This is a genomic window from Corynebacterium uropygiale, from assembly GCF_021568315.1.
Taxonomy (GTDB): domain Bacteria; phylum Actinomycetota; class Actinomycetes; order Mycobacteriales; family Mycobacteriaceae; genus Corynebacterium; species Corynebacterium uropygiale.
Window position 1 is genome coordinate 572,664 of the sequence record NZ_JAKGSI010000001.1, and the last position, 14,265, is coordinate 586,928.

The 14,265-nt window shown below is 65.7% G+C and carries 14 protein-coding genes and 1 tRNA gene; 10 read left to right on the forward strand and 5 right to left on the reverse strand.

The annotated features are described in order from the left end of the window. The first annotated feature begins 121 nt into the window (after nucleotides 1-121). Nucleotides 122-3,082 carry a UPF0182 family protein gene (locus tag L1O03_RS02775; protein ID WP_236117879.1) on the forward strand — a complete coding sequence of 987 codons (2,961 nt, stop codon included), beginning with the start codon at nucleotides 122-124 and terminating at the stop codon, nucleotides 3,080-3,082. Nucleotides 3,083-3,152: 70 nt separating this feature from the next. Here the strand turns inward: L1O03_RS02775 and L1O03_RS02780 are convergent, their stop codons facing one another. Then, on the reverse strand, nucleotides 3,153-3,656 hold the full coding sequence (locus L1O03_RS02780) for a MerR family DNA-binding protein (protein ID WP_236118056.1): 504 nt from the start codon (nucleotides 3,654-3,656) through the stop codon (nucleotides 3,153-3,155). On the opposite strand from L1O03_RS02780, the gene L1O03_RS02785 reads away from it, so the two are divergent. The 5 genes from L1O03_RS02785 to dmpG all read left to right on the forward strand — a co-directional run bounded on the left by L1O03_RS02785 (nucleotide 3,621) and on the right by dmpG (nucleotide 7,752). Then, the gene (locus L1O03_RS02785; RefSeq protein WP_236117880.1) at nucleotides 3,621-3,902 is read left to right on the forward strand and encodes a hypothetical protein; all 282 of its coding nucleotides are present in this window, start codon (nucleotides 3,621-3,623) and stop codon (nucleotides 3,900-3,902) included. The genes L1O03_RS02780 and L1O03_RS02785 overlap by 36 nt on opposite strands. Nucleotides 3,903-4,025: 123 nt before the next feature. Beyond that, nucleotides 4,026-4,955: a 3-carboxyethylcatechol 2,3-dioxygenase gene (locus L1O03_RS02790; protein ID WP_236117881.1), complete on the forward strand. Its 930-nt coding sequence runs from the start codon at nucleotides 4,026-4,028 to the stop codon at nucleotides 4,953-4,955. Nucleotides 4,956-4,999: 44 nt separating this feature from the next. Further along, nucleotides 5,000-5,782 carry a 2-keto-4-pentenoate hydratase gene (locus tag L1O03_RS02795; RefSeq protein ID WP_236117882.1) on the forward strand — a complete coding sequence of 261 codons (783 nt, stop codon included), beginning with the start codon at nucleotides 5,000-5,002 and terminating at the stop codon, nucleotides 5,780-5,782. A gap of 21 nt (nucleotides 5,783-5,803) precedes the next feature. Further along, a complete protein-coding gene (locus L1O03_RS02800) occupies nucleotides 5,804-6,739 on the forward strand; it encodes an acetaldehyde dehydrogenase (acetylating) (protein WP_236117883.1) in 936 nt (311 codons plus the stop codon). After that, the gene (gene dmpG, locus L1O03_RS02805; protein ID WP_236117884.1) at nucleotides 6,736-7,752 is read left to right on the forward strand and encodes a 4-hydroxy-2-oxovalerate aldolase; all 1,017 of its coding nucleotides are present in this window, start codon (nucleotides 6,736-6,738) and stop codon (nucleotides 7,750-7,752) included. The genes L1O03_RS02800 and dmpG overlap by 4 nt, the downstream gene beginning before the upstream one ends. Nucleotides 7,753-7,766: 14 nt before the next feature. Here the strand turns inward: dmpG and L1O03_RS02810 are convergent, their stop codons facing one another. Then, entirely contained in the window at nucleotides 7,767-8,531 is a 765-nt protein-coding gene (locus tag L1O03_RS02810) for an IclR family transcriptional regulator (RefSeq protein WP_236117885.1), read from the reverse strand. A 138-nt stretch (nucleotides 8,532-8,669) separates the two neighbouring features. On the opposite strand from L1O03_RS02810, the gene L1O03_RS02815 reads away from it, so the two are divergent. Next, nucleotides 8,670-9,524, forward strand: a complete 855-nt coding sequence (locus tag L1O03_RS02815; RefSeq protein ID WP_236117886.1) for an alpha/beta fold hydrolase — start codon at nucleotides 8,670-8,672, stop codon at nucleotides 9,522-9,524. Nucleotides 9,525-9,602: 78 nt separating this feature from the next. Here the strand turns inward: L1O03_RS02815 and mhpA are convergent, their stop codons facing one another. Further along, on the reverse strand, nucleotides 9,603-11,324 hold the full coding sequence (mhpA, locus tag L1O03_RS02820; protein ID WP_236117887.1) for a bifunctional 3-(3-hydroxy-phenyl)propionate/3-hydroxycinnamic acid hydroxylase MhpA: 1,722 nt from the start codon (nucleotides 11,322-11,324) through the stop codon (nucleotides 9,603-9,605). A 134-nt stretch (nucleotides 11,325-11,458) separates the two neighbouring features. After that, nucleotides 11,459-11,776 (reverse strand): hypothetical protein, encoded by a 318-nt coding sequence (locus L1O03_RS02825; RefSeq protein WP_236117888.1) that lies wholly within the window; start codon nucleotides 11,774-11,776, stop codon nucleotides 11,459-11,461. A gap of 315 nt (nucleotides 11,777-12,091) precedes the next feature. Here L1O03_RS02825 and L1O03_RS02830 point away from each other — a divergent pair. Continuing rightward, nucleotides 12,092-12,165, forward strand: a tRNA-Met gene (locus L1O03_RS02830). Here the strand turns inward: L1O03_RS02830 and L1O03_RS11635 are convergent. Next, a complete protein-coding gene (locus tag L1O03_RS11635; RefSeq protein WP_420830283.1) occupies nucleotides 12,125-12,457 on the reverse strand; it encodes a helix-turn-helix domain-containing protein in 333 nt (110 codons plus the stop codon). The two genes, L1O03_RS02830 and L1O03_RS11635, sit on opposite strands and share 41 nt — an antisense overlap. Nucleotides 12,458-12,554: 97 nt before the next feature. Here L1O03_RS11635 and L1O03_RS11640 point away from each other — a divergent pair, with 97 nt between their 5' ends. After that, on the forward strand, nucleotides 12,555-12,770 hold the full coding sequence (locus L1O03_RS11640; protein WP_420830284.1) for a helix-turn-helix domain-containing protein: 216 nt from the start codon (nucleotides 12,555-12,557) through the stop codon (nucleotides 12,768-12,770). Between the two features lie 154 nt (nucleotides 12,771-12,924). Further along, nucleotides 12,925-14,205: a helix-turn-helix domain-containing protein gene (locus L1O03_RS02835; protein WP_236117889.1), complete on the forward strand. Its 1,281-nt coding sequence runs from the start codon at nucleotides 12,925-12,927 to the stop codon at nucleotides 14,203-14,205. The last annotated feature ends 60 nt before the right edge of the window (nucleotides 14,206-14,265 follow it).

Here is a 14,265-nt window from a genome sequence, read left to right on the forward strand (position 1 = left end):
GAGCGTTGGGGCTCTGCGCGCTCACTGCGCCTCCTCTGGGAAAGTCTGAGTAGTCAGAACCGACGATCGGGCCGTAGAGTTAGGACATTACCACCCGTAACTCTCGTGAAGGAGCCTGACGTTGGCGACAGGTATGCCGCAGCCACCCTTAAGAATGAAGCGCCCACCTCGGAAGTTGGGCATTCTTTTGGGGATCATCGCCGTTCTGCTCATCGTGGCACCGGTGCTGGTCTCTTTCTATACCGAGTGGCAGTGGTTCGGTGAGGTGGACTTCCGCGTCGTCTTCGGGAAGACCCTGCTCACGCGGATTGCGCTTTTCGTCGGCGTGGGCATCGTGGTGGGGCTCATCACGTTCCTCGCGTGCTGGCTCGTGTGGCGCACCCGGCCGCGGAGCATGAGCCACCTGGATCCGGATTCGCCTATCCATCATTATCGACGGGCTATCGAGCGCAGCGTTCGCCTGCTCTTCATCGTCCTCCCGCTGCTCGTGGGGATCTTTGCGGGCGTGGCCGGGCAGAGCCAGTGGCGCGCCGTGCTCATGTTCTTCAACGCCCGCGACTTCGGCCAGACCGATCCCCAATTCGGGCATGACCTGGGCTTTTATGCCTTCTCCCTGCCTGTGCTCAACCTGCTTGTCGACGGCCTCTCCCTCGCCCTGCTCGTCGCCTTCCTCATTGCTCTGGCGGGGCATTACCTCACTGGCGCCATTCGGATCGGGAACCGCCTGGCGGGCATCAAGGGCGGGGTGAGTTCCGCGGCGCGCATCCAGCTGGCGGTGACCGGCGGTCTGTGGATGCTTCTGCGGGTGGCGTCCTACTGGCTGGACCGCTATGACCTGCTGGGCCAGGAACACGACATCATGACGGGTGCCTCCTACACGGACATCAACGCGGTCTTCCCGGCGAAGATCATCATGATGGTCATCGCGGCTGTCGTCGCCGTCGCCTTCTTCGCGGCGATTGTCCTCAAGGACCTGCGGATCCCGGCGCTGGCCACGGTGCTCTTGCTGCTGAGCTCCATCGTGGTGAGCAACGCGTGGCCGCTGCTGCTGGAGCGCTTTTCCGTGCAACCGAACCGCTCGGAGAAGGAGGCGGAGTACATCGCGCGGAATATTGCCTCCACGCGGGAGGCCTATGGCCTCACCGAGGAGAACGTCTCTTACACGGAGTGGGGCACCTCCGAGGCCACGACGAAGGACGCCAAGGATGACAAGGCGACCATCTCGAACATCCGCCTCCTCGACCCCGAGGTGCTCACCCCCACCTTCACCCAGCAGCAGCAGCTGCGGAACTTCTATGGCTTCCCGGACACGCTCGCGATTGACCGCTACTCGGTGGATGGCCAGCTCCGCGACTTCGTCGTCGCGGCCCGCGAGCTGGATCCGAACTCCCTCCAGGAGAACCAGTCTGACTGGATCAACCGCCACACCGTGTACACCCACGGCAATGGCTTCATCGCGGCGCAGGCCAACCAGGTGGATGAGGTGGCGCGCGACGTCGGTTCCACCCGTGGCGGCTACCCGGTGTATACGGTCTCTGACCTGCAGTCGAATGAGGCGCAGGAGCAGAGCAAGGAGTCGGAGAAGCTCGGCATCAAGGTGGACGAGCCCCGCATTTATTACGGCCCGGTGATCGCGGGCGCCAAGGATGGGGCGGATTATGCCGTCGTCGGCGGCTCGGAGCCGGTCGAATATGACACAGACACGAGCAACTACACCTATCAGGGCAAGGGCGGCGTCCCGATCGGCAACATCTTCCAGCAGGCCGTCTTCGGGCTCAAGTACCAGGAGCTCAAGCTGCTGCTTTCTGATCGGGTGAATAGCGACTCGAAGATCCTCTTCGACCGCGACCCGCGCCACCGCGTGGAGAAGGTCGCCCCGTGGCTCACCACCGACTCCCGCACCTACCCGGCGGTCATCAATGGCCGGATCAAGTGGATTGTCGACGGCTACACCACCCTCGACTCCCTGCCGTACTCCGAGAAGACCTCGCTGACGGAGGCCACGGAGGACGCGCTCTCCCCCGAGGGGACCAACCAGCGCCTCATCACGGACAAGGTGGGCTACATCCGCAACTCCGTGAAGGCGACCGTGGACGCCTATGACGGCACGGTGGACCTCTACGAGTTCGACACCCAGGACCCCGTCCTCAAGGCGTGGGAGTCCGCGTACCCGGGGACGGTGCGCCCGGCTTCGGACATCTCCGATGAGCTGCGCAACCACTTCCGCTACCCGGAGGACCTCTTCAAGGTGCAGCGCAAGCTCCTGGCCCGCTACCACGTCGATGACCCGCGGACCTTCTACACCAACGACGCCTTCTGGTCCGTGCCCGCCGACCCGACGGCCACCGGGGAGCGCCAGGAGCTCGACCAGCCGCCGTACTACGTCATGGCGGCCGACCCCGACACGGGCAAGCCGAGCTTCCAGCTCATCACCCCGTTCCGAGGCCTGCGCCGCGAGTTCCTCGCCGCGCACATGTCGGTGTCCTCGGACCCGGCCACCTATGGCAAGATCACCGTCCGCGTGCTGCCCACCGACACCCAAACCCAGGGCCCCCGCCAGGCACAGGACACCATGATGTCCTCCGACCAGATCGCCCGCGACCGCGGCCTCTGGGAGAGCACCAACCTCCTGCGCTACGGCAACCTGCTCACCCTGCCAGTGAGCGGCGGCCAGGTCCTCTACGTGGAGCCGCTCTACTCGCAGCGCAAGGACCAGGACTCCGCCTTCCCGAAGCTCCTGCGCGTCCTCGTCTCCTTTAACGGCAAGGTGGGCTACGCCCCGACGATCTCCGAGGCCCTCAGCCAGGTGGGGCTCGACGCCAGCAAGGCGCAAGACATCGCGGAGGCTCCGGGATCCGGCGAGAGCTCCACCGAGACCTCGGGAAGCTCGCAGGAGAATGAGTCGGAGAAGAAGCCCGAGCAGTCCGGCGGCGCCACGGCCGGGACGCCGGAGGCGGTGCGCAAGATCAACGACGCGCTGGCCAACCTCAAGAAGGCCGAGAGCGGGACGCACGAGGAGTACGGCAGGGCGCTCGATGAACTCGACCGCGCTGTGCAGGAATACCAGAAGTCCCAGGGCTAGAAGAGCACAGCCCAATCAGAGCCCCAGGCGGTGGACGGACCACTGCCTGGGGCGTTGCCGTGCGCGCGGATCACTCCGGGGGATCGCAAGAGGCGCCCCGGCCGGCGAGGACCTCGCGATAATACTCCTGCTTGGCATCGATGGACGCGAGCGCGCCCTCCAGGGTGGCGATGGACGCGTGGAGGGACTCGCGCTGGCCTTCGAGGAGAGCGATCCGCTCGGGGATCGTCTCCTCCCCGGCGAGGGCCAGATCCATAAACCGCTTCATCTGCGCGATCGACATGCCGCACTCGCGGAGGCGGCAGAGCCCGCGCAGCCAGGCCAGGATGAGCTGCGCCGGGGTGGCGTCGTGCTGCTGAGCGATGCTGACGAGCTCCGGGGTGCTGAACATGTCCTGGCGTCCCTCGCCGAAGGGGGCCCAGGCCTCCACGAGGACCCCGTGTTCCTGCAGCTGGGAGACGCGTCGGGACTGTTGGTGGCGGGGGTTGACCTCGATCTGGTTGACCATGGGGTAGACCTCGCTGAAGGAGCCGAGGTCGTGGAGCCTGGCCGGGGTGAAGTTGGAGACGCCGATCGCGCGGAGGACGCCCTCGCGGTAGAGGTCTTCGAGGTCCCGCCTCGCGCCATAGACGTCGCTGAAGGGCTAGTGGAGGAGAACGAGGTCGATCTACTCCACGCCCAGAGCCTCGAGGGACTTCTCCACGCTGCGTCGGGTGAGCCCGCGGTCATAGTGATCGATCCACACCTTCGTCGTGAGGAAGAGCTCCTCGCGGGGAAGGCCCGCGGCGCGCAGGCCCTCGCCGACGCCCTCCCGCGCTGACCGCCCGTTCCAATCGGCGGAACGCCGCTAGGTGCGTGGGCTATGCCTCCTTAGACTCACTGCTGTGCATGAGGTCACGTCCCATGCAGTGATTGTGCCGCTCAAACCGTGAGGAGTTGCCCCGTGAGTGTGTCCTTGCTTGCTCTGTCGCATAGCCCCCTGCTGGGCATTAATGATCCGCAGCCGGATGTCGCTTCGGACCTGGAGAAGGCCTTCGAGGAGGCGCGGGCCCGGGTGGCGGAATTCGACCCGGACCTCGTCATCGTGTTCGCCCCCGACCACTTCAACGGTTTCTTCTACACCCTCATGTCGCAGTTCTGCATCGGCTATGAGGCGGAATCGATGGGGGATTACACCTCGACGGCCGGGCCGCTCACCGTGCCGGAGGAGCTCGCGGAGGAGCTCGCGCAGTTCGTCATCGACCGCGGTGTGGACGTGGCGATCTCCCGGGAGATGCTCATCGATCACGGCGGCGCCCAGCCGCTGGAGATCCTGCTCGGCGGGATTGACACGAAGCCGGTGATCCCGGTCTTCGTCAACGGGGTGGCTCGCCCCTTCGCCCCGATGTCGCGCATCCGCGAGCTGGGCGAGGCCATCGGGGAGTGGGCCAAGGGCCGCGAGGAGCGGGTGCTGCTCATTGCGTCTGGTGGGCTCTCCCACGACCCGCCGCTGCCGCGCTGGGCTGAGGCCACCGAGCAGCAGAAGGACTTCCTCCTTCACGGCCACCCGGACCAGGCTGATCGCGACGCCCGTGAGGCCCGCGTCATCGCGGCCGGGAAGATGGGCAGCGCGGCGGCGGAGATCATCGACATCAACCCCCAGTGGGATCGGGCCTTCATGGAGGATTGCGCCAGCGCGGAGCCGCAGCGCTTTGACGCCTACACGGCCGACGCCATGGACACCGAGGCCGGCCACTCCTCCCACGAGGTGCGCACCTGGGTGGCGGCCTTCTCCGCTCTCGCCGCGGCGAACGGCGGCTACCGCGTGGACTACGAGTTCTACCGGCCGATCCCCGAATTCGTCGCCGGCTTTGGGCTCATGTCCGCGCGTTAGCCTGGGGCAGGATCCACCCACCCCATCACGGAAAGGGAGAAGACATGAGCACACCCAGCGAGTACCAGCGCGTGGCCGAGGACTTCCTCGCGGCCTATGAGAGCGGGGAGCCCATCGCCCCGCCGCGGGAGACCATCCCGGGGCTCGACCTCAACGGCGCCTACCGCATCCAGCAGCTGCAGGAGCAGGCCTTCGAGAAGGCGGGCCGCCGCGTGGTGGGCCGAAAGATTGGGCTCACCACCCCGGCGATGCAGAAGCAGCTGGGCGTCGACAGCCCCGACTTCGGCTTCTTCACCGAGGACATGGTCTTTGAGAACGGCGCGGAGATTGATACCTCGCGCTTCATCTCGCCGAAGGTGGAGCCCGAGCTCGCCTTCGAGCTGGGCTCCGACCTCCCCGCCGACGCCACCATGAAGCAGGTCATCGACGCGGTGGCGAGCACCCGGGTGGCCGTCGAGATCATTGACTCCCGCGTCCGTGACTGGGACATCGAGCTCGTGGACACGGTGGCGGACAACGCCTCGTGCGGCGCGGTGATCCTCGGGACGCCGTTCACCGAGGTGGACCTCCGCGCGCTGCCGGAGACTCGCCTCATCATGCAGGTCGACGGCCAGCCACAGGACACCGGAACGGGCAAGGATGTCATGGGGCATCCGCTCGAGCCGCTGCGCTGGCTGGCGGGCGTCCTCGGTGAGCAGGGTGTGCCGCTCAAGGCAGGCGATGTCATCCTCACCGGCAGCTTCTGCGGCGCTGCACCCGTTGAGGCAGGGTGCCGCATCATCGTCGACTCCACTGACATGGGTCTTCTTACCGCCTCCTTTGTCTAGGACAGCAGAACAGGATCACGTATGACCACATTGACGGCCGCGATCGTCGGGCCGGGCACCATCGGGACAGATCTCATGATGAAGCTGCTCGGGCGCTCGGATCGTATCGAGCTCACGCACATGGTGGGGGTGGACCCGAACTCCGAGGGTCTCGCCCGCGCCCGGGACAAGGGGCTGGCAGCCTCCCACGAGGGGGTGGACTGGCTCCTCGCGCAGGATCCTCTGCCTGACCTGGTCTTTGAGTGCACCTCGGCGGCGGCGCACGCAGCGAATGCCCCGCGCTATCGCGAGGCCGGCATCCGGGCGATCGACCTCACCCCGGCGGCCGTCGGCCCCTTTCTGTGCCCCGCGCTCAACCTCGATGAGCTGGAGGACGTCGATAACGTCAACATGATCACGTGCGGCGGGCAGGCGACCGCCCCCATCGTCCGCGCGGTGAGCGACGTGGTGGGCGTCGACTATGCCGAGGTCATCTCCTCCATCGCCGCCGCCTCCGCAGGCCCGGGCACGCGCGCCAACATCGACGAGTTCGTCCGCACCACCGCCACCGCCCTGGAGCAGCTGGGCGGTGCGAAGAAGGGGAAGGTCATCATCGTCCTCAACCCGGTGGACCCGCCCATGCTCATGCGCAACACGGTCTTCTGCGCCCTGCCGCCCGAAGCCGCCCGCCCCGGGGAGGTGCGCGATGCCATCCTCGCGAGCATCGAGGCCATGGTGGCCCGCGTGCAGTCCTATGTTCCCGGGTATCGGCTCACCGCGGAGCCCCAATTCGACGACGCCCGCCCGGAATGGGGAGGCGCGGCGCGGCTCACGGTCCTCCTCGAGGTGAAAGGCGCCGGGGACTACCTGCCCGACTACGCCGGCAACCTCGACATCATCACTGCCGCCGCGGTGGCGACCGCCGAACGCTACGCCGAGATACTCACAACGACCACCACCGAGGGGACACCATCATGACGCGAATCCGGCTCAACGACACCACCCTGCGCGACGGCTCCCACGCCGTGCGCCACCAGTACACCGAGGAGCAGGTGCGCCGGGTGGTGCGCGCCCTCGACGACGCGCGCGTCGAGATGATCGAGGTCACCCACGGTGATGGCCTCGGGGGCTCGAGCTTCAACTATGGCTTCTCCCGCACACATGAGCTGGACCTCATTGAGGCCGCCGTCGACGAGGCCACACACGCGCGCATTGCCGTGCTGCTGCTGCCGGGCGTCGGCACTGTCGAGGACCTCAAGGAGGCGCGGGAACGCGGGGCGTCGATGGTGCGCGTGGCCACTCACTGCACGGAGGCCGACGTCTCCATCCAGCACTTTCAGGCCGCGCGCGCGATGGACATGGAGACGGGAGGCTTCCTCATGCTCTCGCACCGGGCCTCGCCGACGGAACTGGCCCGCCAGGCGCGCATCATGGTCGACGCCGGCTGCCAGTGCGTGTTCGTCGTGGACTCCTCCGGCTACCTCATCATGGAGGAGGCCGCCGAGCGCGTGCGGGCTGTCGTGGAGGAAGTGGGCGCGGACGCGCAGGTCGGCTTCCACGGGCACCAGAACCTCGGCTGCGGCGTAGCGAACTCCGTGCTCGCGGTGCGGGCGGGCGCCACGCAGATTGACGGCACCCTGTACGGCCTCGGCGCCGGTGCCGGGAACGCCCCCATTGAGGTGCTCGCGACGGTCTTCGATCGGCTGGGAATCGATATCGGGGACGTCGACGCCGCCGCCCTGCAGAACGCGGCGGAGGATGTGCTGCGCCCCATGGTGGACCGGCTGCCGATGATGGACCGCGGATCCATCGTCCAGGGGCAGATGGGTGTGTACAACTCCTTCCTGTTCCACGCCGAGCGCGCCGCGGAGCGCTATGGGCTGGACGCAGCCGACATCCTCCGCGAGGTGGGTCGTCGCGGCTATGTCGGCGGGCAGGAGGACATGATCATCGACGTGGCGGTGGACCTGCAGCGGGCCGCCTCCGCCTAGCGTTGCCGCCCAGCCTAGCGTTTTCGCTCCGCGGCCCGATAGGCGCGGGAGGCGGAGGCACAGATGGTGCGCAGGACCTGGCGGTGTTCCTCGGGGTCGAAGGATCCGATAGGGCCAGAGACGGACATGGCCGCCACGGGGACGGAGCCGCAGCCGAAGATGGGCGCGGCAATACAGCTCAAGCCCACCGCGATCTCCTCCCGGTCATAGGCCACCCCCTCCCGTCGGATCTGGGCGAGGACCTGCACAAACTCGTCCGGATCGGTGATGGTGTTGGGCGTCCATTGGACGAGCCCGCGGTGGAGGGTCGTCTCCGTGAGGTTGGGATCCCACGCGAGGATCGCCTTGCCCACCCCCGTGGCGTAGCCGGGCACGCGCCCGCCGATGCGCGCGGGGGTTTCCATGGCGCGCCGGGAGAAGAGCTTGTTGGCATAGGCGACGTCGGTGCCCATCATGTAGCCGAGGTGCACGGTCATGCGCGTGCGCTCAAAGAGCGCCGAGAGGAAGGGCGTGAGCAGCTCCGCCACGACCTCCCCGTGCGGGGACGAGGTCTCCTTGGTGAGATCTGCGAAGAGAGGCCCGAGGCGGTAGGTGTCCTCGGCTTTCTGGACGGCCTCATTCTGCGCGAGGGTGGCGAGGAGCCGGTGCGCCGTCGACTTCGGAAGATCGGCCCGGCGGGCGAGCTCGCTGAGCCCGACGCCCGTGGAGGTGTCCTCAGCGAAAGCGCGGAGCAGGCTCATCGCCTTATCCACGGAGCTGCGGGGGTCCGAACGTCTCATGGCTCTCCTCGGGGTACCAGGCACAGGCGTCGACGCAGGCACCCGGCCATCCTTCTTCACGTACTTTTCCCAGTAAACCCGTTCCGTGGAGTAGAACACAACTGCACCCCTCGTATGGGCTCCCCTACAGTTTCTCTTATGACGACTGCACAGATCCCCGAATACACCACGGACCCCTTCTTTGGCCTCGAGGACAAGTGGGTAGAGACCGCCCCGGGCGAGATCACCCACTACCACGAGCTGGGGGAGGGCGCCCCGATCCTCTTTCTCCACGGCTCCGGCACGGGCGTGACCGCCGCCGCCAACTGGTGGTTGAACCTCCCGGACCTCTCTGAGGTGGGCCGCGGCATCGCGATCGACTCCATCGGCTATGGCCAGACCGTCGTCGCCGAGGGCACCGAGTACGGCATCCGCGAGTGGGTGCGCCACGCGGTCCGGGTTCTCGACGCCCTGGGCATCGAGAAGACCTGGATCGTCGGCAACTCTCTCGGCGGGTGGCTGGCCTTCCAGTTCGCTATCGACTTCCCGGAGCGGCTGCTCGGCATCGTGTCGATGGGCACGGGCGGGGCCAAGCTCACCGGCGCGCTGAAGAGCCACTCCAACCCGACCCTCACCGAGGAGGGCATCCGCGAGACCCTCGAGCACTTCGTCGTCAACAAGGACCTCATCACCGACGAGCTGGTGAGCCTGCGCTACCAGTCGGCCCTCAACGATACGGCCTCTGACCGCCTCAAAGAGGTGGTCGCCGCCCGCGATCGTGACCGCGAGGCCCTGCCCCTCGACTTCGACGTTCTCTCGACGCTCGACATCCCGGTGCTCCTCATCCACGGCATGCAGGACAGCGTGATCCCGGTCCAGCGGACGTGGGATCTCCTCCACGTCGTCCCCCACGCAGATGCCCACATCTTCAGCCAGTGCGGGCACTGGTCCCAGGTGGAGTGCGCGGAGGAGTTCAACACGGTCATCGCGCAGTGGTTGTCCACCCGGATCTAAGGTTCAGCCACACGCCAGAGCGCGTGCCCCTCGGCGAGGAGGGAGCACGCGCTCTGTTTTTTTGCGCCTACCTGCGCCTTAGCGCTGCGTGGGGAGGAGGTGTCCCGCCTCGGCGACGGCACGCACCGCCTTGGGGAGATCCGCGTTGAAGCAGGCGGCGGCAACGAAGCGATCCGGCCGAATGATGGCTGTGCCGACGGAGGCCTTATCAAACCACGCCTTCAGCGCACCGTGCGTATCGGCCACCACTGTGGTCCCGGTGTCTGCGCACTCCTGCTTCGCCCACGCAACCTGGTTGGGGGAGACGGCGCAGAGGAGGCGGACGCCCTGGGCGTCGAGCTCGGCGCGGGTGGCGTCGTCGAGCAGGGTGGCGGGGTTGAGACCCCAGGAGAGGAGAGCGAAGCCGGTGCCGAGGGCATCATCGAGGCGGACGTCCTCGCCGTCGACGCCCACCCACGGCTGGATGAACTGGGCGCCCACGGGGGAGTTCTTAGACAGCGCGTTGCGCAGCGGGATGAGCCGGGGCACGCGCCGGCGGCTGATCTTCCGGTGGGCGGTGCCGGGGGTGAGCGTTTCGTGGTCCACGACGACCCCTCGCCCGTAGCGCGGCATGGGCTTGAAGCGCATGTCCGAGAAGTAGTTTTTGACGGCGGGGGAGATGTTCATGGTGCGGGCGAGGGCGTCGCGGCCGAACGCAATCCGCCGATCGGTGGGCTTGATGATGTTCCCCATCGCGAGGGAGAGGTCGACCATCGCCTTCGCGTGGTCGCGCCGCTCGGCGCTATACGTGTCGAGGAGCTTCTCATCCGCCCTCCCCGCGAGCACCGCCTCGAGCTTCCACGCGAGGTTCGTGGCATCCCGGACGCCGGAGTTGAAGCCCTGGCCCATCCACACGGGCATGAGGTGGGCGGCGTCCCCGGCGATGAGCACGCGGCCCTTGCGGAACTCCGAGGCCACTCGCCCGTGGTGGGTAAAGACTCGACGGCGGATGATGTCCAGCTCGGTGCCCTCGGGGAGGTGCTCGTGGAGGAGCTGCGTCACGAAGGCATTGTCCTCCACGCGCTCGTTGGGCTCGTCGTCGAAGAGCATGAACTCGAAGCGGCGCACCCCGTGCGGCAAGCCGATGGAGACATAGGGGCGGGCGGGGTCCGCGCCGAGGTAGACATTCGGGAAGCCGAGCGGGTCGTTGCGCACATCGACCACCACCCACCGCGTCGAGGGCGATACCCCCACGAACTCGGCGCCAATCCACTTGCGGGTGAAGGAGCGGCCGCCTTCGCATCCCACGAGGTAGCGGGCCCGGACTTCGGTGCTCTCGCCCAGGGCCTTGTCGCCCTCGGGGCCCTCGACGTGGCGGACGATGGCCGTCACGCCGTCGGCGTCCTCCTCGATGCTGCACAGCTCCCGCCCAAAGAGCACCTGGACATTGGGGTAGCGAGCAAGGCCCTCATACATCGCCCGATCGACGAGCGGCTGCAAGAAACCGAACTTCCGCGGATACCCAAAGGGCTCACCCTGGGGGTCATTGGTCATGATGACCTCGCCGCGCCCATTGACGATCCGCATGATGTGCTGCGGCAGGGTGTAGGGCTCCACCTCCTTGAGTAGCCCCATGGCCTGGATGGTCCGGTAGGACTCGTCGTCCATGCCGACGCCGCGCGGGTAGTCGATGAGGTCCGCTCGCTTCTCGACGAGCGTCACGGCGACACCTCGCGCCCCGAGCAGGTTAGCGAGGACGAGGCCCGTGGGCCCGGCGCCGGCGATGAGGACGTCCGTGGCGAGGGGAGACGAAGAGGGCATTGTGACTTCCTTCGAGATTCGGCAGGCTGAGTGACCTGATTCATTATGAAGGGGAGCCGGAGGGAAAGACATTACCGTTCCATGTGCTGGAACGGTGGGTGTGGCGGGAGGGGACAGGACCTTCTAAGGGCCTCCTAGCAGCGAGGAAGGCTGTCGAAGCGGGGCGAGAACACAAAGCCCGTGCCGGGGATGTGCGGCGTGAGGGGATACTCGACGTGCTCTCCGGGGTTGAGGTGCAGGCAACGGGAATCCGGGCCAAACGCAACGAGCACCTTGGCGTTCTGAACATCGGTGCATGTGTTGTCGACGACGACCGCTCGCACGTCTCCTTCCGTCGTCTTTGTGCGGACGCAGAGCGGGGCCAGGTCGTCGGGCCGCTTCTCGGTAGCGCTGGGGAGCTGCTCCGGGTGGTGTTGCTCGGCGGTGGCGGAGGAGCACGAGGGGAGTGCCAAGGAAGCGAGCACAAGAGCTCCTGCGGCGCACGCGGTGCGAATAGTGTGCGAAGTGTGCGACATGCGATTCTTCTCTCTAGTGATTGCGTCCACGGGGCCGTCTCTCTGTGTTAACACCTCGTGCTTCCGGGTGCGCGGCGAGGGGCCGGGGGACGTGGATATGTGGTGGGATTGCGTCGGGATGATGTGCGACGATCGTGGCGCCTTCTCCCGGGTGACCTGGCGATTTGGCGTGTCCCGGGGAGGCATGTACAGTATTCGATGTCGCACGGAGCGGTACGCACCGCAGTGCGCGATGAACTCCGGTTCATATGACGCGGGGTGGAGCAGCTCGGTAGCTCGCTGGGCTCATAACCCAGAGGTCGTTGGTTCGAATCCAGCCCCCGCTACGAGGTCGTCCCCTTTCACTTCGGTGGAAGGGGACTTTTCCTGTCCCTGGGGGGTAACACGACGGGGGAGAAGGTCCACGACGTCGAGGCCGAAGAAGTCGGCCGCTGCATAGAGCTCGTCGATGGCCCACACCACATCGCCACGTACTTTGCGTCCCAAGTTGCTAGGGGAGGTGCCGATCGCTTCGGCAAGTGCCTTCTTGGTGACGTGACGAGTAAAGAGAAGTTGATTGATCTTCATGGAGATGCACTGCTCCGGAGTGAAGGTGCGCTTTGTTGTCGATGTCGCCATGATGCGCACTCTAGCAAGAACGTGTATTTCGCGCAACCATTAACACTTGACTCAACTTCTATCGCATGGAAGTATGTCAAACATGAACTTGTATCATATGCAATCTCCGGAGCAAGATGCTTGGCTCTCGCCTTCCCGAGCAGCGAAGTTACTTCCAGGTGTCTCTGTTCGGACTCTGCAGAAGTGGTGCAAAGACGGATACGTTCCTGGAGCCACCCATCTCCCCAATAATCGGTGGCTAATTCCTCGTGAGGGGATCATCAAGCTACTTGAGCAGGGGACGCCTAACCCCCTTGATCCAGAGGGGGAGTGATGTTCAGGCATAAGGAAAGCGCCCTCACCAGTAGCGATGGTGAAGGCGACCAAAACAAATACTTACTTCCTGCCCTGCAGGATAGCAAGGACTCGATGATGACGCAAGCGAACGTGCAGGGGACTCCCTGGCACCGCCGAGGAGGTGAACGGTAATGGGCTTCAGAGAGATGTCACTCGTCGTCGACATGGTCGGCGTGCTCAAGCCTGCACCGAAGTTCGTGCTGGCGATGCTTGCAGATCGCGCCGCTACTCGTCCCGAGTTGTACGGCAAAGCCAGTTGCTGGTGCGGGATTGAGGAACTCGCCCGTCGCACGTCCCAGTCTCAGCGCACTGTTATCCGCCATCTCCAGCTTCTTGAGTCCCTCGACCTCATCGAGAAGCAACACCGCTACATCACGAATGAGCGCGGGCAAGGTCGCAGGATTGAGTCGGTGTACATCATCGACCTACCGGCCATCCAAGCGGGCCGCTTCCTGGGAGAGATCAACGGGCCTCAGCCTGTGGAAAAAGCTATCCACAACAAGGAGAGTTTAAGTGACAACTTGTCACCTAAACCCCAAAATCCCAGGTCAGGGTATAAGTGCCAAAATGTCACCTATAGCGAGTTTAAGTGCCAAGAAGGGCCGGGTTTAAGTGACAACAGTGTCACTTACTTGAAAGAAAGAGAAATAAATAATCCCCCCTACCCCCCTTGCGCGGCCGGCGACGAGCCGGGAGAGCCACGCTCGGGAGGCGAGCCGAGCTCGCCTTCGGGCGCCGCTGACGCGGCGTCGGGGGAGGGGACAACCATCGACCACCAGACGGCTAGCCAGGTGCCGGCTGTCCGCGCTACGCGGCCTAACGCTGGCCAGCCTTCGGCGGCTACCCCTCGGCAAGAGAACGAAACCGCTGCTCAGAACGTTTCCAGCGGTGTAATTACGCCGCTGGGACCCTCGGCCAACCAGGACCCTGTGCCAGAGGATGACCAGCCTGTTTCGCCAGCTGATCGCGAACTCCTCGCGGCATGCATGCCGCCGGAATTCCTCGCGGTCCCGGCCCGTGACCTGCGGATATTCGCTTCCAAACTGCGAGAACGACTTGAGTACGGCTGGACGCCTTCCCAGATTCGACAGGTTCTCGCCTCCCGGCCCTTGCCAGCAACGGTTCGCAACCTTCCCGCCCTGGTCAACGCTCGTTTGAACGTCGATGTGCCGGTGACCTGCGCCCCGCTGTCGACCTCGCAAGCGATGATGCCGCCGGTCGTGGAACTGGTCACCTCCACCGGTCAGCCGGTCGCTCCCGGCCAGATCGACTGGTGCAAGGTCATGCAAGCCAAGGTGCAAGCCGAGGCTAACGGGGACCCGGATGCCGGGTTGTCCAAGCGCGAGTTCGCGGTGAAAAAGGGCCTGGAGAACTTCCTCGCCTGGAGGCCGAGGGCGGTGACTACGTGGTGAACATGCGGATTTTCCCCTGGTGGGAGCCCGGGTAGTACCACCAGAACTCACAACATCATA